The following is a 22,743-nucleotide window of genomic DNA, read 5'->3' as shown; positions in this document are numbered from 1 at the left end:
TTTACGCGCTGAGGTCACGGGGATAGGACTGCCACGCCGCGACCCGAAGGACACGCCATGACCAGTCTCGCCGACATCCGCTCCACCTTCCTCGACTTCTACCGCCGGCAGGGCCACGCCGTGGTGCCGAGTTCGCCGCTGGTGCCGCGCAACGACCCGACGCTCATGTTCACCAATTCGGGCATGGTGCAGTTCAAGAACCTGTTCACCGGGGTCGAGACGCGCGACTACAGCCGGGCGACGACGGCGCAGAAATGCGTGCGCGCGGGCGGCAAGCACAACGATCTCGACAATGTCGGCTACACCGCGCGGCACCACACCTTCTTCGAGATGATGGGCAACTTCTCCTTCGGCGACTACTTCAAGGAAGAGGCGATCCGCTACTCCTGGGAGCTGCTGACCCGCGATTTTGGCCTGAACCCCGACAAGCTGCTGGTCACGGTGTTCCACACCGACGACGAGGCCGCGAACCTCTGGAAGAAGATCGCCGGGCTGCCGGACGAGCGGATCATCCGCATCGCCACCGCCGACAATTTCTGGATGATGGGGCCGACCGGGCCTTGCGGCCCGTGCTCGGAGATCTTCTACGACCACGGCCCCGAGATCTGGGGCGGCCCTCCGGGCTCCCCGGAAGAAGACGGCGACCGGTTCATCGAGATCTGGAACATCGTCTTCATGCAGTACGAGCAGTTCGAAGACGGCACCCGCCGCGACCTCGATCAACAGTCGATCGACACCGGCATGGGGCTGGAGCGGATCGGCGCGCTCCTGCAGGGCAAGCACGACAACTACGACACCGACCTGATGCGGTCGCTGATCGAGGCCTCGGCGCACGCTACCTCGTCCGACCCGGACGGTGACGGCAAGGTGCATCACCGCGTTGTGGCCGACCACCTGCGCTCGACCTCCTTCCTGATCGCCGACGGCGTCATGCCCTCGAACGAGGGCCGTGGCTACGTGCTGCGCCGGATCATGCGCCGCGCCATGCGCCACGCGCATCTTCTGGGCGCGCGCGACCCGCTGATGCACCGCCTCGTGCCGGCGCTGGTGCAGGAGATGGGCACGGCCTATCCCGAGCTGGGCCAGGCCCGCGCGCTGATCGAGGAGACGCTGCGCGCCGAGGAGACCCGCTTCCGCCAGACGCTGGAGCGCGGGCTGCGGCTTCTGGACGATGAGCTGGGCCAGCTGCCCGAGGGCGCGGCGCTGCCCGGACAGGCGGCGTTCAAGCTCTACGACACCTACGGCTTCCCGCTCGATCTCACGCAGGACGCGCTGCGCGAGAAGGGCCGCACCGTCGACACCGACGGCTTCGACGCCGCGATGGCCGAGCAGAAGGCCAAGGCGCGCGCCGCCTGGGCCGGTTCGGGCGAGGTGGCCGATGCGAGCCACTGGTACGACCTTGCCGACACCCACGGCGCGACCGAGTTCCTCGGCTACGACACCGAGGAAGCCGAGGGCCAGATCCTCGCCGTGCTCGACGGCTCCGATCAGGTCGATAAGGCCGAGGCCGGCACCAAGGTGCAGGTCGTGCTGAACCAGACGCCGTTCTACGGCGAAGCCGGCGGCCAGGTCGGCGACACCGGCAGCATCCGCACCGAGAGCGGCCTCGTGCGCGTCACGGATTGCCGCCGCATCGCCGGGCTCTTCGTGCATGTGGGCGAGGTGGCCGAGGGCCATGTCGATCGCGGGCAGGGCGCCGAGCTGAAGGTCGACCACGACCGCCGCACCGGCATCCGCGCCAACCACTCGGCCACGCACCTGCTGAACGAGGCGCTGCGCCGCGCGCTTGGCGAGCATGTCGTGCAGCGCGGTTCGCTCAACGCGCATGACCGGCTGCGCTTCGACTTCTCGCACGGCGCGGCGCTGACCGCCGAGGAGATTGAAAAGGTCGAGGACGAGGTCAACGACCTGATCCGCCAGAACAGCACGGTCGAGACCCGCGTGATGACGCCGGACGAGGCGCGCGGCATGGGCGCGCAGGCGCTCTTCGGCGAGAAATACGGCGAGGAGGTCCGCGTCGTGTCGATGGGCAAGCTCGACGGCTCTGGCAAGGGCACCGACCAGGCGACCTACTCGATCGAGCTCTGCGGCGGCACGCATGTGCGCCAGACCGGCGACATCGGCGCCTTCGTGCTGCTCTCGGACAGCGCGTCGTCTTCCGGCGTGCGCCGGGTCGAGGCGCTCACCGGGCGCGAGGCGCTGAAGCATCTGGCCAAGCAGGGCCAGACGCTGTCGGAGGTGGCGCAGGTGCTCAAGACGCCGGTGGCCGAGGTGCTCGACCGCGTCAAGGCGCTGGCCGATGAGCGCCGCAAGCTCGCCAACGAGGTGGCCCAGCTCAAGCGCGACATCGCCATGGGCGGCGGCTCCGGCGGTGCGGGCGCGCAGGCGGTCGAGGTCGGCGGCGTCAAGTTCCAGGGCCAGGTGCTCATGGGCGTGACCGGCAAGGACCTTCCGGCGCTGATCGACGGCATCAAGGCGCAGATCGGCTCCGGCGCGGTGCTGCTGATCGCCGACACCGGCGGCAAGGCCGCTGTGGCGGCGGGCGTGACCGACGACCTGAAGGACCGCGTCTCGGCCGTGGACCTTCTGCGCGCGGCGGTGGCCGAGCTGGGCGGCAAGGGCGGCGGCGGCCGGCCCGACATGGCGCAGGGCGGCGCCGCCAGCGCCGAGAACGCCGAAGCCGCGATCAAGGCGGCCGAGCAGGTGCTGGCGCAGGCCGCTGAAGGCGTGGCGTGAGCCTAGGCCGGCTCGTCGCGGAGGGCTGAGGCTGGAGACCGTCGCCAGCCTCACCGGGCGCTTCCCGCGCCCGGGACGCATCGACTGGATCGGCCTGCGCCCGGCGCGGCGGGCCGAACCGGTGGCGGTTGACGCGGCCGAGATCGAGCTGCGCGGGTTGGTTGGCGATCATGCCCGGCCCGGCAAGCGGGCGGCGACGCTGATCCAGGCAGAGCATCTGCCCGTCATCGCCGCGCTGAGCGGGCACGCCCGGGTCGCGCCCGAAACCCTGCGCCGCAACCTTCTGATTTCAGGACTGAACCTCACCGCGGCGCGGCACCGGCTGTTGCGCGTCGGCACGGCGGTGCTGCGCTTCACCGTGCCCTGCGCGCCGTGCTCGCGCATGGAAGAGGCGCTGGGGCCGGGCGGCTACAACGCGATGCGCGGCCATGGCGGCTGGTGCATGGAGGTGGTCGAACCGGGGCGCGTGGCGCTTGGCGACGCGGTGCTGCCGCTGGAGGCCGGGGCCTAGAACCGGTCGAGGAAGGCGTCGGCGCGCGCGAGGCAGGCCTCGGCCGCCGCCGCGTCGTGGTCGGGGTGGTTCGGGTCGATGAACAGGTGGCCGATATCTGCATAGAGATGCAGCTCGGCGTCGAGCGCCTCGGCCCAGTCGTCGATGTCGCCATCCTCGTCGAAGGGGTCGGGCCGTGCGACATGCGCGGCGCAGGCCATGCCGGGCGGCGGGGCCGAGATCGGCGGCGCGACGCCGCAGAGCATCAGCGCGCCGGGCGTCTGCGGCGTCCAGAGCCGCGCCGCCACCGCCGTGCCCATGGAGATGCCGACCAGCACCGCGCCGGGGGCCGCCGCATGGGCGCGCCGCGCGCGGGCCGTCACCATCTCGGAGCCGGTTTCCTCGTAGAGCCGGAAGCCGGTGTCGTAGTCGTCCGAGAAGCCGCCGCCATAGAGGTCGGGCAGGGCGACGTCGTGGCCGCGCGCCTGCCAGCGCGAGGCGAGGTCACGCTCGAGCGGGCGCAGCCCGAGTACGCTGTGCAGAAGAAGGATCTGGGCCATGCGCGCAGCATCGCCGCAGCCGCCGGGGAGGGCAAGAACCGCCTGAGCCGACTTGCGCAGACGGAACGAAAAACGCCCGGTCGTTCCGACCGGGCGTTTTCATGTCCTTGCGCGGGATCAGCTGGCCTTGGCCTGCCGCTTGCGCTCATGCGGGTCGAGGAAGCGCTTGCGCAGCCGGATCGCGTTCGGCGTGACCTCGACGAGCTCGTCGTCGTCGACATAGGCGATGGCCTGCTCGAGGCTCATCTTCACCGGCGGCGTCAGGCGCACGGCTTCGTCGGTTCCGGAGGCGCGGACGTTGGTGAGCTTCTTGCCCTTGAGCGGGTTCACCTCGAGGTCGTTGTCACGGCTGTGCTCGCCGATGATCATGCCCTCGTAGACCGGCTCCTGCGGGTCGATGAACATCTTGCCGCGCTCTTCGAGGTTCCACAGCGCGAAGGCGACCGCGGTGCCGTTCTCCATCGAGACCAGAACGCCCTGGCGGCGACCCTGGATCGGGCCCTTGTGCGGGGTCCAGCCGTGGAAGATGCGGTTCATCACGCCCGAGCCACGCGTGTCGGTCAGGAACTCGCCCTGATAGCCGATCAGGCCGCGCGAGGGGACATGCGCGATGATCCGGGTCTTGCCGGCGCCGCCGGGCTTCATCTCGACCAGCTCGCCCTTGCGGACGCCGGTGAGCTTCTCGACCACCGGGCCGGTGTACTCGTCATCGACGTCGATGGTGACTTCCTCGACCGGCTCCATGCGGACGCCGTCCTCGTGGCGGAAGATCACCTGCGGACGCGAGATCGACAGCTCGAAGCCCTCGCGGCGCATGTTCTCGATCAGCACGCCCATCTGCAGCTCGCCCCGGCCCGAGACCTCGAAGGCGTCGCCGCCCGGGGTGTCGTCGATGCGAATGGCGACGTTCGACTCGGCTTCCTTCATCAGGCGCTCGCGGATGACGCGGCTCTGCACCTTCTTGCCGTCGCGGCCCGCCAGCGGGCTGTCGTTGATGCCGAAGGTGACGGTGATGGTCGGCGGGTCGATCGGCTGCGCCGGGATCGGGATATCGACCGAGACGTCGCAGAGCGTGTCGGCCACGGTCGCCTTAGCCATGCCGGCCACGGTGACGATGTCGCCGGCCTCGGCCTGCTCGATCGGCTGCTGCGCGAGGCCGCGGAAGGCGAGGATCTTCGAGACGCGGAACTGCTCGAGCTTCTCGCCCTTGCGCGACAGCGCCTTGACGGTGTCGCCGGCCTTGAGCGTGCCGCTCTCGACGCGGCCGGTCAGGATGCGGCCGAGGAAGGGGTCGGCCGACAGCGTGGTCGCCAGCATCCGGAACGGCTCGGCCTTGGCCTGCTGCTGCTTGGGCGCGGGGACGTGCTTGACGATCAGGTCGAACAGCGCCGAGAGGTCCTTGCGCGGCCCGTCGAGCTCAACGTCGGCCCAGCCGGAGCGGCCGGAGGCGTACATCGCCGGGAAGTCGAGCTGCTGGTCATCGGCGCCGAGATTGGCGAAGAGGTCGAAGCACTCGTCGAGCGCGCGGTCGGGCTCGGCGTCGGGCTTGTCGACCTTGTTGAGCACCACGATCGGCTTGAGGCCGAGCGCCAGCGCCTTCGAGGTCACGAACTTGGTCTGCGGCATCGGGCCCTCGGCCGCATCCACCAGCAGGACGACGCCGTCGACCATCGACAGGATGCGCTCGACCTCGCCGCCGAAATCGGCGTGGCCGGGGGTGTCGACGATGTTGATCCGGGTGTCGCCCCACTCGACGGAGGTGGCCTTGGCGAGAATGGTGATCCCGCGCTCGCGCTCGATGTCGTTGCTGTCCATGGCGCGCTCGGAGACGGCCTGGTTCTCGCGGAAGGCGCCGGACTGCTTGAGAAGCTCGTCCACCAGGGTCGTCTTGCCATGGTCAACGTGCGCGATGATCGCGATGTTGCGGATATCCATTCAATTCACTCTTTCAGGGGTCGCCGCGCCCTTTACAGCAAAAGGCGGGCCATGGCCAGTCCCGTTGCCGCGGCGCGGCGGAATGGCGGACATGCGCCGAGGACGGATCAGGTGGCGACGTAGCGGTCGCGGCGGTGGTTGATGGCGATGACGAGGTTCAAAACCGCCGCGCCGAACAGCGACCACAGCACGGTCGAGGTCGCGAAGAGGAACAGCGCCACGGTGAAGATCACGGCGTCGGCGGCGAGTTGCACGTAGCCCGCGCGCCAGCCCATCCGGTCCTGCGCGATCAGCGCCAGGATGCCGAGCCCGCCCAGGCTGCCATTGTGGCGGAACATGCCCAGAAGCCCGAGCCCGGTGAGCACGCCGAAGGCCAGCGCGCCGAGCCAGATGTCGACATGGCCGAGCGTCAGCCGGCCGGGCAGGAACTCCGTCACCAGCGACAGGAGCGTCACCGAGATCACCGATTTCACCGTGAATTCCAGCCCCAGCCGGCGATAGGCCAGCCAGTAGAAGGGCAGGTTGATGGTGAAGAAGACCGCGCCGAAGGACCAGTTCGTCAGGTAGGAGATGATCACCGCGATGCCGGCGGTCTGGCCGGTGATCAGCCCGACATGGGTGAGCACGTGCAGCCCGAGCGAACAGGCGAAGATGCCGATGCCGAGGCCCTGCAGGTCCTCGAGCAGCGAATGGCGGGTGGGGGTGGAGCGGCTGCGCATGGCCGCGCATCTAGGGCAGGATCGCTGACCTGTCCAGTGGGCCTGTCCAGTCGGTCAGCGCAGCGCAGGCGCGCCGTCACGCAGCCGCGGCGGCAGTTCGCAGCCCCAGACCGTGGCGCCGGGGATCAGCCGGTGCGGCACGCGGGCGGGCAGGGTCGGGATCTCGCAGGCGTGGAACGGGCCCTCCGCCTCTGGCGGCAGGGCGCGGCCCGGGGCGAGCCAGATCCGGCGGCCCGCCGGGTCGTCGCCCGCCAGCACGACGATATCGCCCGAGCAGCGGTTGATGCCGACCGCCGAGAGACAGGCATCGGCCGAGGGCAGCGGCGCGTCGCCGAAGCGGTCGCGCGCGGCCGAGACGACGACGGCGGCCCCCAGAAGGACCGCCGCCGCCTTGATCGTGAAACGCTTCAAGCCCATCGAGGGATCAGGCGAGCGCCTTGTTGAGGTACTCGTCGACCTTCTCGAGGAAGCCCATGGTGGTGAGCCACTTCTGGTCGGGGCCGACCAGCAGCGCGAGGTCCTTGGTCATGTGGCCGTCCTCGACCGCCTGCACGGTGACCTTCTCGAGCGTCTGCGCGAAGTTGACCAGCTGCTCGTTGCCGTCGAGCTTGCCGCGGTGCTTGAGGCCGCCGGTCCAGGCGAAGATCGAGGCGATCGAGTTGGTCGAGGTCTGCTCGCCGCGCTGGTGCTGGCGGAAGTGGCGGGTAACGGTGCCGTGCGCCGCCTCGGCCTCGACGATCTTGCCGTCCGGGGTCATCAGCTGCGAGGTCATCAGGCCGAGCGAGCCGAAGCCCTGCGCCACGGTGTCGGACTGCACGTCGCCGTCGTAGTTCTTGCAGGCCCAGACATAGCCGCCCGACCACTTCATCGAGGCCGCGACCATGTCGTCGATCAGGCGGTGCTCGTAGGTGATGCCCTTCTTCTTGAACTCCTCGGCGAACTCCTCGTCGAAGACCTCCTGGAACAGGTCCTTGAAGCGGCCGTCATAGGCCTTGAGGATGGTGTTCTTGGTCGAGAGGTACACCGGCCAGCCGCGGGCGAGGCCGTAGTTCATCGAGGCGCGGGCGAAGTCGCGGATCGACTCGTCGAGGTTGTACATCGCCATGGTGACGCCGGCGCCGGGCGCCTGGAACACCTCGTGCTCGATGGTCTCGCCGTCTTCGCCGACGAACTTGATCGTCAGCTTGCCCTTGCCGGGGAAGCGGAAGTCGGTGGCGCGGTACTGGTCGCCGAAGGCGTGACGGCCGACGACGATCGGCTGGGTCCAGCCGGGTACGAGGCGCGGCACGTTCTTGCAGATGATCGGCTCGCGGAAGATCACGCCGCCGAGGATGTTGCGGATGGTGCCGTTGGGCGAGCGGTACATGCGCTTGAGCCCGAACTCCTCGACGCGGGCCTCGTCGGGGGTGATGGTCGCGCATTTCACGCCGACGCCGTAATGCTTGATCGCCTCGGCCGCGTCGACGGTGATCTGGTCGTCGGTCTCGTCGCGCGCCTCGATGCCGAGGTCGTAGTATTTCAGGTCGATGTCGAGATAGGGCAGGATCAGCTTCTTCTTGATGAAGTCCCAGATGATCCGGGTCATCTCGTCGCCGTCGAGCTCGACGACCGGATTTTCGACTTTGATCTTGGTCACGGGGGCCTCCGCATCTGTTGTGCTGTTCGGCGCCGCAATAGCGCAGATCGCGGCGGTGTGAAAGGCGGCATACACTCGTATACGGCCGAACCAAGCGCCGTGTCGCGGGTTGGTGCGGCGAAAGGAGGCCGTTCATGCCCAAGGACACGACGACGCGCGAGATCCGCCACGCCGAGGAACTGGCCCGGCTCGACCGGATGGCGCATCTGCTCGACGCGCGCTTCAAGCTGTTCGGCTTCCGCTTCGGCTATGACAGCCTTCTGGGCCTGATCCCGGGCATCGGCGACACCATCGCGCTCGCGCCCTCGGCCTGGCTGGTCTGGCGGGCGACGCAGCTCGGCGTGCCGCGCGGCAAGATCGCCCGCATGGCGGCGAACACCGGCATCGACTACGTGGTGGGCTCGATCCCTGTGATCGGCGACCTGATCGACTTCGGCTTCAAGGCCAACCTGCGCAACGCCGCGATCCTGCGCGAGCATCTGGAGGCGGATGCGGTGTGGATGAAGGACGTGACGCCGGGCCGCCCGGGCGGCCGCGGCTGAGGCCTCAGCGCCCCGAGAACCAGGCCGCGATGCGGTCGCGCAGCCCGTCCCAGATGGCGGGCGCGCCGCGCGACACCTTGGTGCCGACGCGGGCCTCGAGCTGTTCTTGCGTGACGTTGTATTCGGGCCAGGTGCCGCCCTCGGTGGCGAGGTTGGTCAGCACCGGCTGCACCCGGTCGATCGACTTGGCGAAGACCGCCTCGTCGCTCTCGGCGGCCTCGAACTCCTCCCAGATCGCGCGCAATCCGTCGCGCTGGTCGGCCGGCAGCAGGCCGAAGATCCGGTCGGCGGCGGCCTGCTCCTTGGCCTCCTGTTCGGCCGGGTCGTGGTCGCCGTGGATCGGGTTGTCGCCCGCGTCGATCTCCACGAGGTCGTGCAGCAGCAGCATGGTCAGCACGCGCGAGACGTCCACGGGCCGCGCCGCGTGCTCGGCCAGCACCAGCGCGTGCAGCATCACGTGCCAGCTGTGCTCGGCCGAGTTCTCGCGGCGCGAGCGGTCGTGCAGGGTAGTGGCGCGCAGCACCGATTTCAGCCGGTCCGCCTCCGCGAGGAAAGCAAGCTGCGCGTCGAGGCGCGCCGGGCCCGCGCCATCGGCCATCAGCGGGTGGTCTCGGTCAGGCGGCGGCCGACATAGGACTTCACCGTGCCGGTGAGCGTCTCCATGTGCGGGTCTTCGAAGAAGTGCCCGGCGCCGTCGACCACCTCGTGGGTGATGGTGATGCCCTTCTGCTCGTGCAGCTTGTTGACCAGCCCCACCGTGTCGGCGGGCGGCGCGACGCGGTCGGCCGAGCCGTTGATGATCAGCCCCGAGGAGGGGCAGGGCGCGAGGAAGGAGAAGTCGTACATGTTGGCCAGCGGCGCGACCGAGATGAAGCCGGTGATCTCGGGGCGGCGCATCAGGAGCTGCATGCCGATCCACGCGCCGAAGGAGAAGCCCGCGACCCAGCAATGCTTGGCGTTGGAGTTCATCGACTGCAGGTAGTCGAGCGCGGCGGCGGCGTCCGACAGCTCGCCCACGCCCTGGTCGTACTCGCCCTGGCTGCGGCCGACGCCGCGGAAGTTGAACCGCAGGACGGTGAAGCCCATCTCGTAGAAGGCGTAGTGCAGGTTGTAGACTACGCGGTTGTTCATCGTGCCGCCGAATTGCGGGTGCGGATGCAGCACGATGGCGATCGGGGCGTCGCGGTCCTTCTGGGGGTGGTAGCGGCCTTCGAGCCGGCCCTCGGGGCCGGGGAAGATGACTTCGGGCATGGGCGTCCCTTGCGGCTGCGGTATCCGTGACAGTTTCTTGACAGAAACCATCGGGCACCTTAGAACGTTTCTAACTCGAGGGCGCCACGCCCCGGAGCGGTCCGAGGGAGTTAAACACCCCCTCGATTGGCGTCAATGACAATGCCCTGTGACGGGCGCGGAGAGACACGGGATGAAGCTTTCGACCAAGGGGCGTTACGCCATGGTGGCGTTGGCCGATCTGGCGTTGCAGCCCGAAGGCGACCTCGTCAGCCTTGGCGAGATCTCGCGGCGGCAGGACATCTCTCTGCCCTATCTCGAGCAGCTCTTCGTCAAGCTGCGCCGCGAGGGGCTGGTCGAGTCGGTGCGCGGCCCGGGCGGCGGTTACCGCCTGTCGCGGCCCGCGGCCGAGATCCGGGTGGCCGAGATCCTCGCGGCGGTGGACGAAACGGTGAGCGCGATGCACAAGGGCGCGGGCGTCTCGGGCGGTGCTTCGGGCAGCCGGGCGCAATCGCTGACCAACCGGCTGTGGGAAGGGCTTTCGGCGCATGTCTACGTGTTTCTGCACCAGACGCGGCTGTCGGACGTGACCGGCAACTCGCTCGCGCCGTGCCCGGCGGTGCCGTCGCTGTTCCATGTGGTGGACGAATGAGCCGAAGCTATCTCGATCACAACGCCACGGCGCCGCTGCGCCCCGAGGCCCGCGCCGCGATGGCCGCGGCGATGGACGTGACCGGCAACCCGTCATCGGTCCACGCCGAGGGCCGCGCCGCCAAGGCGCTGGTCGAGCGGGCGCGTGCCGAGATCGCCGAGGCCGCGGGCGCGATGGCGGCCGACATCGTCTTCGTCTCGGGCGCGACCGAGGCGGCGGCGCTGGCGCTCGAGGGGCGCGGCCTCGACGGGGCCGCGGTCGAGCATGACGCGATCTCGGCCTGGGTGTCGGACGCGCTGCCGGTGGACGGCGAGGGCCGGGTCACGGTGGCCGAGCCCGCCCGCGCGGTGCTGCAGCTCGCCAATTCCGAGACCGGCGTGGTGCAGGACCTGCCGCAGGGCCTCGCGCTCAGCGACGTGACGCAGGGCTTCGGTCGCGTGCCCTTCGCCTTCGACTGGGCCGGGGCCGAGATGGCGATCCTCTCGGCGCACAAGTTCGGCGGGCCGAAGGGCGTGGGCGTGCTGATCCTGAAGCGCGGCACCGACCTGGCCGCGCGCATCCGCGGCGGCGGGCAGGAGATGGGCCGCCGCGCCGGGACCGAGAACGTGATCGGCATCGCGGGGATGGCCGCCGCCGCGAGCGCGGCGCAGCGCGACCTTTCGGACGGGCGCTGGGAGCAGGTCGCACGGCTGCGCGACATGCTGGAGCAGGCGGTGGAAAGCGCGGCGCCCGATCTTATCTTTGCCGGCAGGGGCGCTGCGCGCCTGCCGAACACGAGCTGCTTTTCCGCCCCGGGCTGGAAGGGCGAGACGCAGGTGATGGCGATGGACCTCGCCGGCCACGCGATCTCGGCCGGGTCGGCCTGCTCGAGCGGCAAGGTCCGCGCCAGCCGGGTGCTGACCGCCATGGGATACGACGACGGCATCGCGGCCTCCGCGATCCGGGTGTCGCTGGGACTGGAAACGACCGAGGACGAGGTTCTGCGTTTCGCAGAGGCCTGGGGTTCGGCCTACAGGAAAATGCGCGCCCGCGCGGCGTGAAGAGGAAAGGAGATCCGCTATGGCGATCCTCGAGCAGGACATGACCAAGGAAGCCAAGGAAGGCGTCGATCAGGAGACGGTGGATGCCGTCGCCAAGCTGTCCGGCACCTACAAGCACGGCTGGAACACCGAGATCGAGATGGACTACGCCCCGAAAGGGCTGAGCGAGGACATCGTCCGCCTCATCTCGGAGAAGAACGAAGAGCCCGAGTGGATGACCGAGTGGCGCCTGCAGGCCTATCGGCGCTGGGTGCAGCTCGAGGAGCCGAACTGGGCGATGGTCGACTATCCCAAGATCGACTTCCAGGAGCAGTACTACTACGCCCGCCCCAAGAGCATGGAGGTGAAGCCGAAGTCGCTCGACGAGGTCGATCCGAAGCTTCTGGCGACCTATGAGAAGCTCGGCATCCCGCTGAAGGAGCAGATGATCCTCGCCGGCGTCGAGGGCGCCGAGGACCAGGCCCCGGCCGACGGCCAGCGCAAGGTCGCGGTCGACGCGGTGTTCGACAGCGTGTCCGTCGGCACCACCTTCCAGAAGGAGCTGGAGAAGGCGGGCGTGATCTTCTGCTCGATCTCCGAGGCGATCCGCAACCACCCGGAACTGGTGAAGAAGTATCTCGGCTCGGTCGTGCCGCAGTCGGACAACTACTACGCCACGTTGAACTCGGGCGTGTTCTCGGACGGCTCCTTCGTCTACGTGCCGCCGGGCGTGCGCTGCCCGATGGAGCTGTCGACCTATTTCCGCATCAATGCCGAGAACACCGGCCAGTTCGAGCGGACGCTGATCATCGCCGACAAGGGCTCCTACGTGTCCTATCTCGAGGGCTGCACCGCGCCCAAGCGCGACACCGCGCAGCTGCACGCGGCGGTGGTCGAGATCGTCGTCGAGGAAGACGCCGAGGTGAAGTACTCGACCGTCCAGAACTGGTATCCGGGCGACGAGGACGGCAAGGGCGGCATCTACAACTTCGTCACCAAGCGCGCCGACTGCCGCGGCGACCGCTCCAAGGTGATGTGGACCCAGGTCGAGACCGGCTCGGCGGTGACGTGGAAGTACCCGTCCTGCATCCTGCGCGGCGACGACAGCCAGGGCGAATTCTACTCGATCGCCATCACCAACAACCACCAGCAGGCCGACACCGGCACCAAGATGGTCCACCTGGGCAAGCGCACCAAGTCGCGCATCGTTTCCAAGGGCATCTCGGCCGGCCAGGCGCAGAACACCTATCGGGGCCTCGTCTCGATGCACCCGAAGGCCAAGGAGAGCCGCAACTACACCCAGTGCGACTCTTTGCTGATCGGCGACAAGTGCGGGGCGCACACCGTCCCCTACATCGAGGTGAAGAACAACTCGAGCCGCGTCGAGCATGAGGCGACCACCTCGAAGGTCGATGACGAGCAGCTGTTCTACTGCCGCCAGCGCGGCATGGACGAGGAGGAGGCGGTGGCCCTCGTGGTCAACGGCTTCTGCAAGGAAGTGCTGCAGGCGCTGCCGATGGAGTTCGCCATGGAAGCGCAGAGCCTCGTCGCGATCTCGCTCGAGGGCTCGGTCGGCTGATGGACGCGGTCGCGGACAGCCCCCTCGCTCTGCCTGAGGCGGAGGCCCGCGCGCTGCGCGCGGGCTACGAGGCTGCGTCCGCGATCCTCGAATACGGCGCCGGTGGCTCGACCCTCATGGCGGCGGGGCTTTCGGGCCGCACCGTTTTCTCGGTCGAGAGCGACAGGGGCTGGATCGCGGAGCTCGAGCGCCGCCTTGAGGCCGAACCGCCGCGGGCGGCGGTGCATCTGCACCACGCCGATATCGGCCCGACGGGCAAGTGGGGCCAGCCGGCGGACGAGACGCTGTGGCGGCGGTTCCACCGCTACCCGCTCTCGGTCTGGGATCGCGAGGATTTCGTCCACCCGGACGTGGTGCTCGTCGACGGCCGGTTCCGTGCCGCCTGTTTCCTCGCCGTGCTGTTCCGGATCACCCGTCCGGTGCGGCTGTTCTTCGACGATTACGCCGGGCGGCCGACCTATCACGAGGTCGAACGTTTCGGCGCCCCGGTGGCGATGCATGGCCGGATGGCTGAGTTCGCCCTGACACCCACGCCGATCCCGGCCACCGAGCTGGCCTGGATCATGCAGACATTCACCCGCAGGAAGTGATGCGGAAGGAGAAAAACATGCTGAACATCAAGGGCCTGAAGGTCAAACTTGAGGAAGAGGACAAGCAGATCCTGAAGGGCGTCGACCTCGAGGTCGGCGCGGGCCAGGTGCATGCGATCATGGGTCCGAACGGCTCGGGCAAGTCGACGCTCTCCTACGTGCTGTCGGGCCGCGACGGCTACGAGGTGACCGATGGCTCCGCCCATATGGGCGACATCGACCTGCTGGAGCTGGAGCCCGAGGAGCGCGCTGCCGCCGGTCTGTTCCTTGCGTTCCAGTATCCGGTCGAGATCCCCGGCGTCGGCAACATGACCTTCCTGCGCACCGCCTACAACGCGCAGCGCAAGGCGCGCGGCGAGGACGAGGTGTCGGCCGCCGACTTCCTCAAGCTGGTGCGCGAGAAGGCCAAGGATCTGAAGATCGACGCCGAGATGCTGAAGCGTCCCGTCAATGTCGGCTTCTCGGGCGGTGAGAAGAAGCGCAACGAGATCCTGCAGATGGCGGTTCTGGCGCCGAAGATGTGCATCCTCGACGAGACCGACTCCGGCCTCGACGTCGACGCGATGAAGTTGGTCTCCGACGGCGTCAACGCGCTGCGCGACGAGGGCCGCAGCTTCCTCGTGATCACGCACTACCAGCGCCTGCTCGACCACATCGTGCCCGACGTCGTGCATATCATGGCCGACGGCCGCATCGTGAAGACCGGCGGCCCCGAGCTGGCGCTCGAGGTCGAGAAGAACGGCTATGCCGACCTGATGGACGAGGTGCAATAATGGCGCTTCCCAAGGCGAAAACCGACGCCACCGAGGCGCGCCTGTCGGGGCTTTCGATCCCCGAGGGCGGCGCTGCCTGGGCCCGCGAGGCGCGCCAGGACGCGCTGAACCGCCTGACCGGCATGGGGCTGCCCTATCGCCGCGACGAATATTGGCGCTTCACCAACCCGGCCGAGTTCCTGGCGCGCGAGACCCCGCGCGCCGAGATCGCGCTCGATGCGCCCGGCTTCGAGGAGACCGACGTGCTGCGCGTCGTCTTCACCGACGGCGTGTTCGATGCCGAGGCCTCCGACGACCTGTCGCTGGAGCATCTCGAGATCGAGCGCTTCTCGGAAGCCGTGACCAAGGACATCCACTGGATCAAGGGTTTGCTTGGCGTTCTTGAGACGGCGGGCCAGAACCGGGTCGACCGCCCGCTGGCCACCTTCAACACCGCCTTCGCCGAGGACGGCATCGTCCTGCGGGCGACCGGCAAAGTGTCGAAGCCCGTGCATCTCGACTACCGCCGCTCGGACGACCGGGCCGAGGCGGTGCTGCGCCACGTGGTGCGGGTCGAGAACGGGGCCGATCTGACCCTGCTCGAAAGCGGCGTCGGCGCGGCGCGGCTCAACACCGCCATGGAAGTGGACATCGCCGATCGCGGCGGCTTCCACCACGTGCGTATGCAGGGCCGCGACCACGAGCGTCGCGCCGCCACCCATGTCTTCGCGCGTCTGGGCGAGGAGAGCACCTTCAAGAGCTTCACGCTCTCGCTCAACGGCATGATGACCCGCAACGAGGTGATCGTGACGCTGAAGGGCGACGACGCGGTGGCGCATGTCGCCGGCGCCGCGCTCGGCGACGGGCGCGACTTCCACCACGACGACACGGTCTTCATCACCCATGACGCGGTGAACTGCGAAAGCCGGCAGGTCTTCAAGAAGGTGCTGCGCAACGGCGCGACCGGCGTGTTCCAGGGCAAGATCCTCGTCGAGCCCGGCGCGCAGAAGACCGACGGCTACCAGATCAGCCAGTCGCTGCTCCTGGACGAGGATGCCAACTTCCTCGCCAAGCCGGAGCTCGAGATCTACGCCGACGACGTGCAGTGCTCGCACGGCTCGACCTCGGGCGCGATCGACGAGACGGCGCTGTTCTACCTCAAGTCCCGCGGCATCCCCGAGGACAAGGCGCAGGACCTGCTCGTGCTGGCCTTCGTCGCCGAGGCGCTGGCCGAGATCGAGGACGAGGACCTGGCCGAGACGCTGCGTCTGCAGCTTGCCGGCTGGCTCGAACGGCGCCGCTGAGATGGCGGTGTCCTCGGACATCCTGCGGACCTGGCGCGCCCCGCGCCAGGTCGTGTCCGATCTCGCCGCCGAGGGGCGGCGCGAGGACAAGGCCGTGGGCTGGCTCTTCGTCGCCTGCGGCCTGATCTTCGTCGCGCAATGGCCGCGCCTGGCGCGGGTCGCCTTCGAGACGCAGGCCGAGGTCGCGCAGCTCATGGCCTACGAGCTTCTGGCCTGGATCTTCGTCTGGCCGCTGTTCTTCTACGTGCTGGCCGGGGCGAGCTGGCTGGTGCTGAAGGTTTTCCGCGCCGGCGTCACCGCCTTCGAGGCGCGGCTGTCGCTGTTCTGGGCGTTTCTCGCCGCCACGCCGGCGGGTCTGCTCTACGGGCTGCAATCGGGGCTGAACGGCCCGGGCCTCGCCACCAGCGCGGTCGGCGCGGTCTGGATCGCGGCCTTCTTCCTGTTCTGGGCGCAAGGGTTGCGCGCCGTCATCGCGCGAAAGGACTGAGCATGGCTCTTGTTGCCGATCTTCTCCGGCTGAGCCTGCGCGCCCCGCGCGAGGCGGGCCAGCGCGTCATGACGCTGCCGCTGAGCCGCGCCACGGTCGGGCAGGGGCTCGTGCTCGTCACCTGCCTGTCGGTGCTGCTCACCGCGCTGTTGCAGGGCGCGATGCCCGCCGTGCCGACCGACGGCCTGCCGGAACCCGACATGCAGGGCTTCGGCCTGTCGCCCTTCGCCTATGCCGGGCTTCTGGGCACCTCGCTGCTGCTTCTGGCCTTCGGCCTTTCGGCCGCGGGCCGCGCGCTCGGCGGCTCGGGCCGCTTCGACGAGGCGCTGGCCATCGTCGTCTGGCTCGAGGTGCTGGCGATGCTCCTGCGGCTGATCCAGGGCGTGACGATCCTCGTGCTGCCGCCGCTCGGCGGGCTGATCGGCCTTGCGGGCCTGGTCTACCTGTTCTGGTGCCTCGTCCAGTTCACCGCCGCGCTGCATGGCTTTTCCGGGCCGGGACGCGCGGTGATCACCCTGTTTCTCGCGCTGATCGGCATCGGCGCGACGATTGCCCTGTTGCTGGCGTTGACCGGCATCGGCCTCCAAGGAGGACTTCCCAATGTATGACGTCGCAGACGTCCGGGCGCAGTTCCCGATCCTGTCGCGGGAGATCAACGGCAAGCCGCTGGTCTACCTCGACAACGGCGCCTCGGCGCAGAAGCCGCAGGTGGTGCTCGACGCGATCACCCGCGGCTATGCCGAGGAATACTCCAACGTCCATCGCGGGCTGCACACGCTCTCGAGCATCTCGACCGAGCGCTACGAGGGCACGCGCGACGTGGTGCGCCGCTTCCTGAACGCGCCCTCGCAGGACGAGATCGTCTTCAACACCGGCACCACCGAAGGCATCAACATGATCGCCTATGGCTGGGCCATGCCGCGCATGGAGCCGGGCGACGAGATCGTGCTGTCGATCATGGAGCACCACGCCAATATCGTGCCGTGGCACTTCCTGCGCGAACGGCAGGGCGTGAAGATCAAGTGGGTCGATGTCGACGCCAAGGGCGATCTCGACCCGCAGGCGGTGATCGACGCGATCGGGCCGAAGACCAAGCTCGTCGCCGTCACCCACATGTCGAACGTGCTGGGCACGGTGGTCGACGTGAAGGCGATCTGCGAGGGCGCGCGCGAGAAGGGCGTGCCGGTGCTGGTCGATGGCAGCCAGGCAGCGGTACACATGCCGGTCGACGTGCAGGAGATCGGCTGCGACTTCTACGCGATCACCGGCCACAAGCTCTACGGCCCCTCGGGCTCGGGCGCGATCTTCGTGAAGAAGGCGCGCATGGCCGAGATGCGGCCCTTCATGGGCGGCGGCGACATGATCGACCAGGTGACGCGCGACACCGTCACCTGGAACGCGCCGCCGATGAAGTTCGAGGCCGGCACGCCCTCGATCGTCTCGACCATCGGCATGGGCGTGGCGCTGGACTGGATGCTGGAGCTGGGCCTCGACAACATCGCCGCGCATGAGCGCCGCTTGCGCGACCGGGCGATCGAGCGGTTCAAGGGGTTGAACTGGCTCAATCTTCAGGGCCAGTCGGAAGGAAAAGGCGCGATATTTTCCTTCACCATCGAGGGCGGCGCGCACGCGCACGACATCTCGACCGTGCTCGACAAGAAGGGCATCGCGGTGCGGGCCGGCACGCATTGCGCGATGCCGCTGATGGAGCATCTGGGCACCGGCGCGACCTGCCGCGCCTCCTTCGGGCTCTACAACACCGAGGCCGAGGTCGACCGTCTGGTCGAGGCGCTGGAGCTGTGCCACGAGCTCTTCGCCTGACCGGAAATTGACGCCGGGGCGGGCGAGAAAAGCCGTTGCGCCCGCCCGTTCTTTCGCCTATCCCGGCGCTCAGGCACCCGTAGCTCAGCTGGATAGAGCGCTGCCCTCCGAAGGCAGAGGCCAGAGGTTCGAATCCTCTCGGGTGCGCCACTTCCCATTGAACATCATCGCGATGCAGGCCGAGGCTGAAGCACGCCGCCGGGCTTCGCGTCCGGGTTGCGCGTCGCGGCGCGAAACCTCTCCCTTCGGGCATTAATGTGCTCCTTTGCCGAACAGGTCGGCCCTTCGCCGCGTTGAGCAAAAACTTGCTCAACCGGGAGAAACGACATGTCAGGCATGCGACCTCAGGAACGGTTCTGGATCTTTCCTAAGGTGAACCGGCCGGTCTTCATCATTTCGGCCGGGCTGATCGTGGGCTTCATCCTGTTCGGCGCGCTGTTCGATGATCTCGCCAACAGCATCTTCCAGGGCGCGCAGGCGCTCTTGGCCGGCTATCTCGGCTGGGCGATGATCCTGCTGGTCAACGCGCTGCTGCTCTTCGTTCTGTTCATGGGGCTCGGCCCTTTCGGCGACGTGCGGCTGGGGCGGATGGATGAGAGCCCCGAATATTCGCTGTTTTCGTGGACGGCGATGCTGTTTTCGGCCGGGATCGGCATCGGCCTGATCTACTGGGGCGTGGCCGAGCCGATGTACCACTACTTCGCGCCGCCTCTGGCCGAGCCCGAAACCGTGGCCGCCGCGCAGGAGGCGATGGCGATCAGCTTCATGCATTGGGGCTTCCACGCCTGGGCGATCTACGCCGTGGTGGCGCTGGCGCTGGCCTATTACCATTTTCGCAAGGGGCTGCCGCTGGCGATCCGATCGGCGCTTTACCCGCTGATCGGCGACCGGATCTACGGCCGCTGGGGCGACGCGGTCGACATCGTCGCGGTGTTCGGCACGATGTTCGGCATCGTCACCTCGCTGGGTCTGGGGGCGACGCAGGTGAATGCCGGCCTGAGCGAGCTCTTCGGCATCCCCAACAACGTCGCGGTGCAGATCGCGATCATCGCCGTGATCACCGCCATGGCGACGATCTCGGTCGTCGCGGGGCTCGACGCCGGAATCAAGCGGCTGTCGAACATCAACATCGTGCTGACGCTGCTCTTCCTCGCCTTCATGGTGATCGTCGGCCCGACGCTGTTCATCCTCGACAGCTTCGTCGACAATTACGGCTATTACCTCAGCCGCTTCCTGCAGCTCGGCACCTGGTCCGAGGGCTGGGTGAACGGCAACGAGGGCGGTGACTGGCAGGACGCCTGGACCATCTTCTACTGGGCCTGGTGGGTCAGTTGGGCGCCCTTCGTGGGCGTCTTCGTGGCCCGGATCAGCCGTGGCCGCACGGTGCGCGAGTTCATGCTGGGCGTGATGCTTCTGCCGTGCTCGATCATGTTCTTCTGGTTCACCGCCTTCGGTGGCACGGCGATCCAGATCTCGCTGGGCGGCGACCCGGCGCTGGTCGAGGCCACGCGCGAGAACTACGCCAACACCATGTTCGTGCTGCTCGACTACTTCCCCTTCGCCTCGTTCACCTCGCTCTTCGCGACGGTGCTGATCGTGATGTGGTTCGTGACCTCGTCGGACTCCGGCAGCTTCGTGATCGACATGCTGACCGCCGGGGGCGACCCGAACCCGCCCAAGGTGCAGCGGGTGTTCTGGGCGATCTCCGAAGGGGCGGTGGCCTCGGTGCTGCTGCTCGCAGGCGGCCTCGGCGCGCTGCAGGCGGCGGCGGTGATCGCGGGCTTTCCCTTCGCGATCGTGCTGGCGCTGATCGCCTGGGGCCTCGTGCGGGCGCTGCGCTGGGACGACCTGATGGTGCACCGCCACCGGCAGCGCTTCCGCAGCGAGAGCGAGGCGGATCACAACATGGGCGGCGTGCACGACGCCTATCAGCAGATCGAGGAGGGCGAGCCCGCGCCGGCCCGCGTCGACGCCGCGGAGTGAGGCGCTAGGCCCCGCGCCGCCGGCGCGGGGCCGGGCATCGGTCCTGATCAGGGCATGATGCCGGCCGGAGCCTTCGGGTGCTTCGGCCAGCATGAGAGCATCGTGCTCTCCGGCGGCCCCTCGCATGGGGCCGCGTCGTCGGTGGGTGGTCCGGGCGCATGGCGCCCGGGCCACCCTTGATCTTCAGCCTTCGGCCGGGCGTTCGCCGGCTTCGCCACCATCCTCCGCCTCGGGGCCGAAGGCGCCGTCGTCGACCCGCTTGAGCCGCAGCGCCTGGGTGCGGCCGTCCTTGGCCTCGCCGAAGTAGATGGTCTGGTGCGGGAAGGGGATCTCGATCCCGCGCTCGTCGAAGATGCGCTTGAGGATGCCGTTATAGGCGCGGCCCAGGCCCCACTGCGTGCCGGGCACGGTCTTGATCCGCGAGCGCACCACCACGGCGCTGTCGCCGAAGCTGTTGACGCCGAACCACTCCATCTCGCCGATGATGTTGACGCGCTGGTCGGGGTCGGTCTTCAGCTCCTCGAAGGCGTCGAACATCGCCTGCTTCGCCTCCTCGACATCCTCGCGATAGGCGATGCCCATGTCGCAGACGAAATACGAGAAGTCCCGCATGAAGTTCGACACCATGTCGACGCTGGAGAAGGGGATGATGTGGAAGGTGCCCTGCACGTCGCGCAAGCTCACCGAGCGCACGGTCAGCTTCTCGACCACGCCGGTGGTGCCGCCCACGGTGACGACGTCGCCCACGTTCATCGCGTTCTCGAACTGGATGAAGACGCCGGTGATGATGTCCTGCACCAGCTTCTGCGCGCCGAAACCGATGGCGAGGCCGAGCACACCGGCCGATGCCAGCAGCGGCCCGATGTCGAGGCCGATCTCGGCCAGCGCGAACATCAGCGTGAAGATCAGCATCGCGATGGCGAAGGCGTTGCGCAGAAGCGTCAGCAGCGTGGTCTCGCGCGAGGTCGGAGCGCGGCCGACTTCGGGGTTGAGCCGGAAGTCGATCCAGCTGTTCACCGCCAACCAGATCATCGCCGCCACCAGCAGGATCAGCACCACCGAGACGACCCGGCCAGAGACCTCGAGCCCGATCGGCGAGGCGAACCACGCACCGAGATCGAGCAGGCCGATCACGTCGAGGGTGAAGAGGATGACCGCCGCCGAGACCAGCAGCCGCAGCGCGATCAGCAGCTTGGGGACTATGGCGTTGAGACGCGGCTCCAGAAGCGGCAGCTTGCGGCGCATCTCGTCGGGCAGCACCACGCCGTGGCGCAGGCCGCGGCCGATGGCGCCGATGATCAGCGAGCCGATCAGCGCGGCGGCCAGCACCTTGCCCGAGCCGATCAGGTAGTCGGCCACGACCTCGCCCGAGCGCGAGATCACCACGACGAACATGAAGCCCAGATAGGTCAGCGCGAACCAGTGCCAGGTCCGGGTCAGCGTGCCGAGCATGCCGCCCAGCTGCTTGCGCGCGGGCCGCTCGTCGGTGGGGCCGCCGGTCGCCGCGGCCTGCAGCGCGGGGTCGCCGGCCGGGGTCGTGGCCTCGGCGTCGGGCTCGTCGCTTTCCTCCTCGACCCGCTCGGCCATCAGGCGGCGGGCGATCCAGTTGGCGACGTTGGCGCGGTGCCGGATCACCAGCGCCACGAGGTAGACCAGCACGAAGACCGACAGCAGCGCCGAGACGCCGAGACCGGCGGCGAAGGAGATGTTGCGGTTGACCAGCGGCACCACCAGCAGCTGGCCGTAGCCCAGCACGCTGACCACGACGTTGACGTGCCGGTTCAGCCGCACCGCGGCGCTGTTCGACAGGTTGACCAGCCGCAGCCCGCCGGTGGCCGGCGAGACGATGGCGCGGATCGCCACCTTGACCAGTTCCACCAGCAGGAAGGCGTTGAGATAGAGCGCCTGCCGGAAGCCGACCTCGGCATATTCGCCCAGCGCCAGCAGCGTGATCGCGTAGCCCAGCGCCCAAGCGGCGATCACCACCACGACGTCGAGCGCGGTGGAGCCGATGAACAGGAAGATCGTGCGCAGGAAGTTGGCCTGTTCGGCGCGCTGGCCCATGCGCCGGTAGATCGGCTGCATCAGCGCCCTGAGCCCGAGCCAGACGGCGACGGTGATGACGATCACCAGGATCAGGCTCTGGAAGGTCTCCCACAGCACCGGCAGGTCGAGGCTCGCCAGCCCGCCCAGAAGGTTGCCGTCGCCCGAGAAGCTGCGGACGATCCGGTCGGCCTGCTCGGCCAGCCCTTCGGCGATGCCTTGGGTGATCTGGGCCACCTGCGCCCCGATCGACGGGCGCTGCTCGATCTGCTGCACCTCCTCGGCCACCGCCTCGAGGCCGCCCACGGCGCCGGTTTCGGTGGTCACGCGCTCGAGCTCGGCGATCAGCGCCTCGCGCGCGGTTTCGTCGCGCAGCACCTCGAGAAGACCCGTGAGCGGGCCGGCCTCCGCCTCGGGCGCGCCGTCCTCGCCCTCCGGGCCGGCCTCTGAGGGCGCGGGGAGCATCTGGGCTGTGGCGTCATGCGGTGCGGCCAGTCCGAAGATCAGGCCCAGCATCAGGGCCAGGGCGGGCAGCAATCGGGCAAGGGGTCGCGGCATCGGCGGCCTTTCTTCTGCTATCAACGCGACATGTCCGGGCCTCCTGCGAGGGCCCGGGTCGCGGGTCATCCTGCTGGCGCGCCCCCGTGGGCGCCCCGGTTCGATCG

21 protein-coding genes and 1 tRNA gene are annotated in these 22,743 nt (G+C 68.5%); 14 read left to right on the top strand and 8 right to left on the bottom strand.

Annotated elements, in window-relative coordinates; genetic code table 11:
• The first annotated feature begins 57 nt into the window (after positions 1-57).
• The gene (alaS, locus tag BLT43_RS02800) at positions 58-2,736 is read left to right on the top strand and encodes an alanine--tRNA ligase (protein ID WP_090109877.1); all 2,679 of its coding nucleotides are present in this window, start codon (positions 58-60) and stop codon (positions 2,734-2,736) included.
• A 121-nt stretch (positions 2,737-2,857) separates the two neighbouring features.
• Positions 2,858-3,247: an MOSC domain-containing protein gene (locus BLT43_RS02795; RefSeq protein WP_242652191.1), complete on the top strand. Its 390-nt coding sequence runs from the start codon at positions 2,858-2,860 to the stop codon at positions 3,245-3,247.
• On the opposite strand, the gene BLT43_RS02790 is transcribed toward BLT43_RS02795, so the two are convergent.
• The 5 genes from BLT43_RS02790 to BLT43_RS02770 all read right to left on the bottom strand — a co-directional run bounded on the left by BLT43_RS02790 (position 3,244) and on the right by BLT43_RS02770 (position 8,076).
• Positions 3,244-3,786: a dienelactone hydrolase family protein gene (locus tag BLT43_RS02790; RefSeq protein WP_090109873.1), complete on the bottom strand. Its 543-nt coding sequence runs from the start codon at positions 3,784-3,786 to the stop codon at positions 3,244-3,246. The two genes, BLT43_RS02795 and BLT43_RS02790, sit on opposite strands and share 4 nt — an antisense overlap.
• 117 nt (positions 3,787-3,903) lie before the next feature.
• Positions 3,904-5,721 carry a translational GTPase TypA gene (gene typA, locus BLT43_RS02785; RefSeq protein WP_090109871.1) on the bottom strand — a complete coding sequence of 606 codons (1,818 nt, stop codon included), beginning with the start codon at positions 5,719-5,721 and terminating at the stop codon, positions 3,904-3,906.
• 107 nt (positions 5,722-5,828) lie between these two features.
• Positions 5,829-6,440: a YitT family protein gene (locus BLT43_RS02780; RefSeq protein ID WP_090109868.1), complete on the bottom strand. Its 612-nt coding sequence runs from the start codon at positions 6,438-6,440 to the stop codon at positions 5,829-5,831.
• Positions 6,441-6,494: 54 nt separating this feature from the next.
• Entirely contained in the window at positions 6,495-6,857 is a 363-nt protein-coding gene (locus BLT43_RS02775) for a hypothetical protein (RefSeq protein WP_090109866.1), read from the bottom strand.
• A gap of 7 nt (positions 6,858-6,864) precedes the next feature.
• Complete coding sequence (locus tag BLT43_RS02770) at positions 6,865-8,076, bottom strand: NADP-dependent isocitrate dehydrogenase (RefSeq protein WP_090109864.1); 1,212 nt, start codon at positions 8,074-8,076, stop codon at positions 6,865-6,867.
• 134 nt (positions 8,077-8,210) lie between these two features.
• Between BLT43_RS02770 and BLT43_RS02765 the strand changes: the two genes are divergently transcribed.
• Positions 8,211-8,618 (top strand): DUF4112 domain-containing protein, encoded by a 408-nt coding sequence (locus tag BLT43_RS02765; RefSeq protein WP_090109862.1) that lies wholly within the window; start codon positions 8,211-8,213, stop codon positions 8,616-8,618.
• Between the two features lie 4 nt (positions 8,619-8,622).
• Here the strand turns inward: BLT43_RS02765 and BLT43_RS02760 are convergent, their stop codons facing one another.
• Both BLT43_RS02760 and BLT43_RS02755 read right to left on the bottom strand, forming a co-directional pair.
• Positions 8,623-9,216: an HD domain-containing protein gene (locus BLT43_RS02760; RefSeq protein WP_090109860.1), complete on the bottom strand. Its 594-nt coding sequence runs from the start codon at positions 9,214-9,216 to the stop codon at positions 8,623-8,625.
• On the bottom strand, positions 9,216-9,869 hold the full coding sequence (locus BLT43_RS02755; RefSeq protein WP_090109858.1) for an alpha/beta hydrolase: 654 nt from the start codon (positions 9,867-9,869) through the stop codon (positions 9,216-9,218). The genes BLT43_RS02760 and BLT43_RS02755 overlap by 1 nt, the downstream gene beginning before the upstream one ends.
• Before the next feature lie 172 nt (positions 9,870-10,041).
• On the opposite strand from BLT43_RS02755, the gene iscR reads away from it, so the two are divergent.
• From iscR to BLT43_RS02700, 11 genes are all read left to right on the top strand, one after another.
• On the top strand, positions 10,042-10,500 hold the full coding sequence (iscR, locus tag BLT43_RS02750) for a Fe-S cluster assembly transcriptional regulator IscR (protein ID WP_090109856.1): 459 nt from the start codon (positions 10,042-10,044) through the stop codon (positions 10,498-10,500).
• Positions 10,497-11,540: a cysteine desulfurase family protein gene (locus tag BLT43_RS02745; protein WP_090109854.1), complete on the top strand. Its 1,044-nt coding sequence runs from the start codon at positions 10,497-10,499 to the stop codon at positions 11,538-11,540. Before iscR ends, BLT43_RS02745 begins: the two co-directional genes overlap by 4 nt.
• A gap of 19 nt (positions 11,541-11,559) precedes the next feature.
• On the top strand, positions 11,560-13,098 hold the full coding sequence (sufB, locus tag BLT43_RS02740; protein WP_090109852.1) for a Fe-S cluster assembly protein SufB: 1,539 nt from the start codon (positions 11,560-11,562) through the stop codon (positions 13,096-13,098).
• The gene (locus tag BLT43_RS02735) at positions 13,098-13,688 is read left to right on the top strand and encodes a hypothetical protein (protein WP_090109850.1); all 591 of its coding nucleotides are present in this window, start codon (positions 13,098-13,100) and stop codon (positions 13,686-13,688) included. Before sufB ends, BLT43_RS02735 begins: the two co-directional genes overlap by 1 nt.
• A gap of 17 nt (positions 13,689-13,705) precedes the next feature.
• Positions 13,706-14,461, top strand: a complete 756-nt coding sequence (sufC, locus tag BLT43_RS02730) for a Fe-S cluster assembly ATPase SufC (protein WP_090110243.1) — start codon at positions 13,706-13,708, stop codon at positions 14,459-14,461.
• On the top strand, positions 14,461-15,744 hold the full coding sequence (sufD, locus tag BLT43_RS02725) for a Fe-S cluster assembly protein SufD (RefSeq protein WP_090109848.1): 1,284 nt from the start codon (positions 14,461-14,463) through the stop codon (positions 15,742-15,744). Before sufC ends, sufD begins: the two co-directional genes overlap by 1 nt.
• Before the next feature lies 1 nt (position 15,745).
• Positions 15,746-16,231 carry a hypothetical protein gene (locus tag BLT43_RS02720; protein WP_090109847.1) on the top strand — a complete coding sequence of 162 codons (486 nt, stop codon included), beginning with the start codon at positions 15,746-15,748 and terminating at the stop codon, positions 16,229-16,231.
• A 2-nt stretch (positions 16,232-16,233) separates the two neighbouring features.
• Positions 16,234-16,839 carry a YIP1 family protein gene (locus BLT43_RS02715; RefSeq protein WP_090109845.1) on the top strand — a complete coding sequence of 202 codons (606 nt, stop codon included), beginning with the start codon at positions 16,234-16,236 and terminating at the stop codon, positions 16,837-16,839.
• Positions 16,832-18,052 (top strand): cysteine desulfurase, encoded by a 1,221-nt coding sequence (locus BLT43_RS02710; protein WP_090109843.1) that lies wholly within the window; start codon positions 16,832-16,834, stop codon positions 18,050-18,052. The genes BLT43_RS02715 and BLT43_RS02710 overlap by 8 nt, the downstream gene beginning before the upstream one ends.
• Before the next feature lie 73 nt (positions 18,053-18,125).
• Positions 18,126-18,202 (top strand) — tRNA-Arg (locus BLT43_RS02705).
• A 177-nt stretch (positions 18,203-18,379) separates the two neighbouring features.
• Positions 18,380-20,035, top strand: a complete 1,656-nt coding sequence (locus BLT43_RS02700; protein ID WP_090109841.1) for a BCCT family transporter — start codon at positions 18,380-18,382, stop codon at positions 20,033-20,035.
• 183 nt (positions 20,036-20,218) lie between these two features.
• Here BLT43_RS02700 and BLT43_RS02695 read toward each other — a convergent pair whose 3' ends face one another.
• Positions 20,219-22,636, bottom strand: a complete 2,418-nt coding sequence (locus tag BLT43_RS02695; RefSeq protein WP_090109839.1) for a mechanosensitive ion channel domain-containing protein — start codon at positions 22,634-22,636, stop codon at positions 20,219-20,221.
• Positions 22,637-22,743: the final 107 nt, after the last annotated feature.

Source organism: Limimaricola pyoseonensis, assembly GCF_900102015.1.
Taxonomy (GTDB): domain Bacteria; phylum Pseudomonadota; class Alphaproteobacteria; order Rhodobacterales; family Rhodobacteraceae; genus Limimaricola; species Limimaricola pyoseonensis.
Note: the sequence above shows the minus strand (reverse complement) of the source record. Positions and strands in the feature narration are given on the sequence as shown.

Bases quoted from the DNA above. Each gene is read 5' to 3' on its own strand.
- BLT43_RS02780 (WP_090109868.1), bottom strand. From the start codon at position 6,440: ATGCGCAGCCGCTCCACCCCCACCCGCCATTCGCTGCTCGAGGACCTG.
- BLT43_RS02700 (WP_090109841.1), top strand. From the start codon at position 18,380: ATGTCAGGCATGCGACCTCAGGAACGGTTCTGGATCTTTCCTAAGGTG.
- alaS (WP_090109877.1), top strand. From the start codon at position 58: ATGACCAGTCTCGCCGACATCCGCTCCACCTTCCTCGACTTCTACCGC.
- BLT43_RS02775 (WP_090109866.1), bottom strand. From the start codon at position 6,857: ATGGGCTTGAAGCGTTTCACGATCAAGGCGGCGGCGGTCCTTCTGGGG.
- BLT43_RS02745 (WP_090109854.1), top strand. From the start codon at position 10,497: ATGAGCCGAAGCTATCTCGATCACAACGCCACGGCGCCGCTGCGCCCC.
- BLT43_RS02760 (WP_090109860.1), bottom strand. From the start codon at position 9,216: ATGGCCGATGGCGCGGGCCCGGCGCGCCTCGACGCGCAGCTTGCTTTC.
- BLT43_RS02735 (WP_090109850.1), top strand. From the start codon at position 13,098: ATGGACGCGGTCGCGGACAGCCCCCTCGCTCTGCCTGAGGCGGAGGCC.
- sufD (WP_090109848.1), top strand. From the start codon at position 14,461: ATGGCGCTTCCCAAGGCGAAAACCGACGCCACCGAGGCGCGCCTGTCG.
- typA (WP_090109871.1), bottom strand. From the start codon at position 5,721: ATGGATATCCGCAACATCGCGATCATCGCGCACGTTGACCATGGCAAG.
- BLT43_RS02755 (WP_090109858.1), bottom strand. From the start codon at position 9,869: ATGCCCGAAGTCATCTTCCCCGGCCCCGAGGGCCGGCTCGAAGGCCGC.
- sufB (WP_090109852.1), top strand. From the start codon at position 11,560: ATGGCGATCCTCGAGCAGGACATGACCAAGGAAGCCAAGGAAGGCGTC.
- sufC (WP_090110243.1), top strand. From the start codon at position 13,706: ATGCTGAACATCAAGGGCCTGAAGGTCAAACTTGAGGAAGAGGACAAG.
- BLT43_RS02710 (WP_090109843.1), top strand. From the start codon at position 16,832: ATGTATGACGTCGCAGACGTCCGGGCGCAGTTCCCGATCCTGTCGCGG.
- BLT43_RS02790 (WP_090109873.1), bottom strand. From the start codon at position 3,786: ATGGCCCAGATCCTTCTTCTGCACAGCGTACTCGGGCTGCGCCCGCTC.
- BLT43_RS02765 (WP_090109862.1), top strand. From the start codon at position 8,211: ATGCCCAAGGACACGACGACGCGCGAGATCCGCCACGCCGAGGAACTG.
- BLT43_RS02715 (WP_090109845.1), top strand. From the start codon at position 16,234: ATGGCTCTTGTTGCCGATCTTCTCCGGCTGAGCCTGCGCGCCCCGCGC.
- iscR (WP_090109856.1), top strand. From the start codon at position 10,042: ATGAAGCTTTCGACCAAGGGGCGTTACGCCATGGTGGCGTTGGCCGAT.
- BLT43_RS02695 (WP_090109839.1), bottom strand. From the start codon at position 22,636: ATGCCGCGACCCCTTGCCCGATTGCTGCCCGCCCTGGCCCTGATGCTG.
- BLT43_RS02720 (WP_090109847.1), top strand. From the start codon at position 15,746: ATGGCGGTGTCCTCGGACATCCTGCGGACCTGGCGCGCCCCGCGCCAG.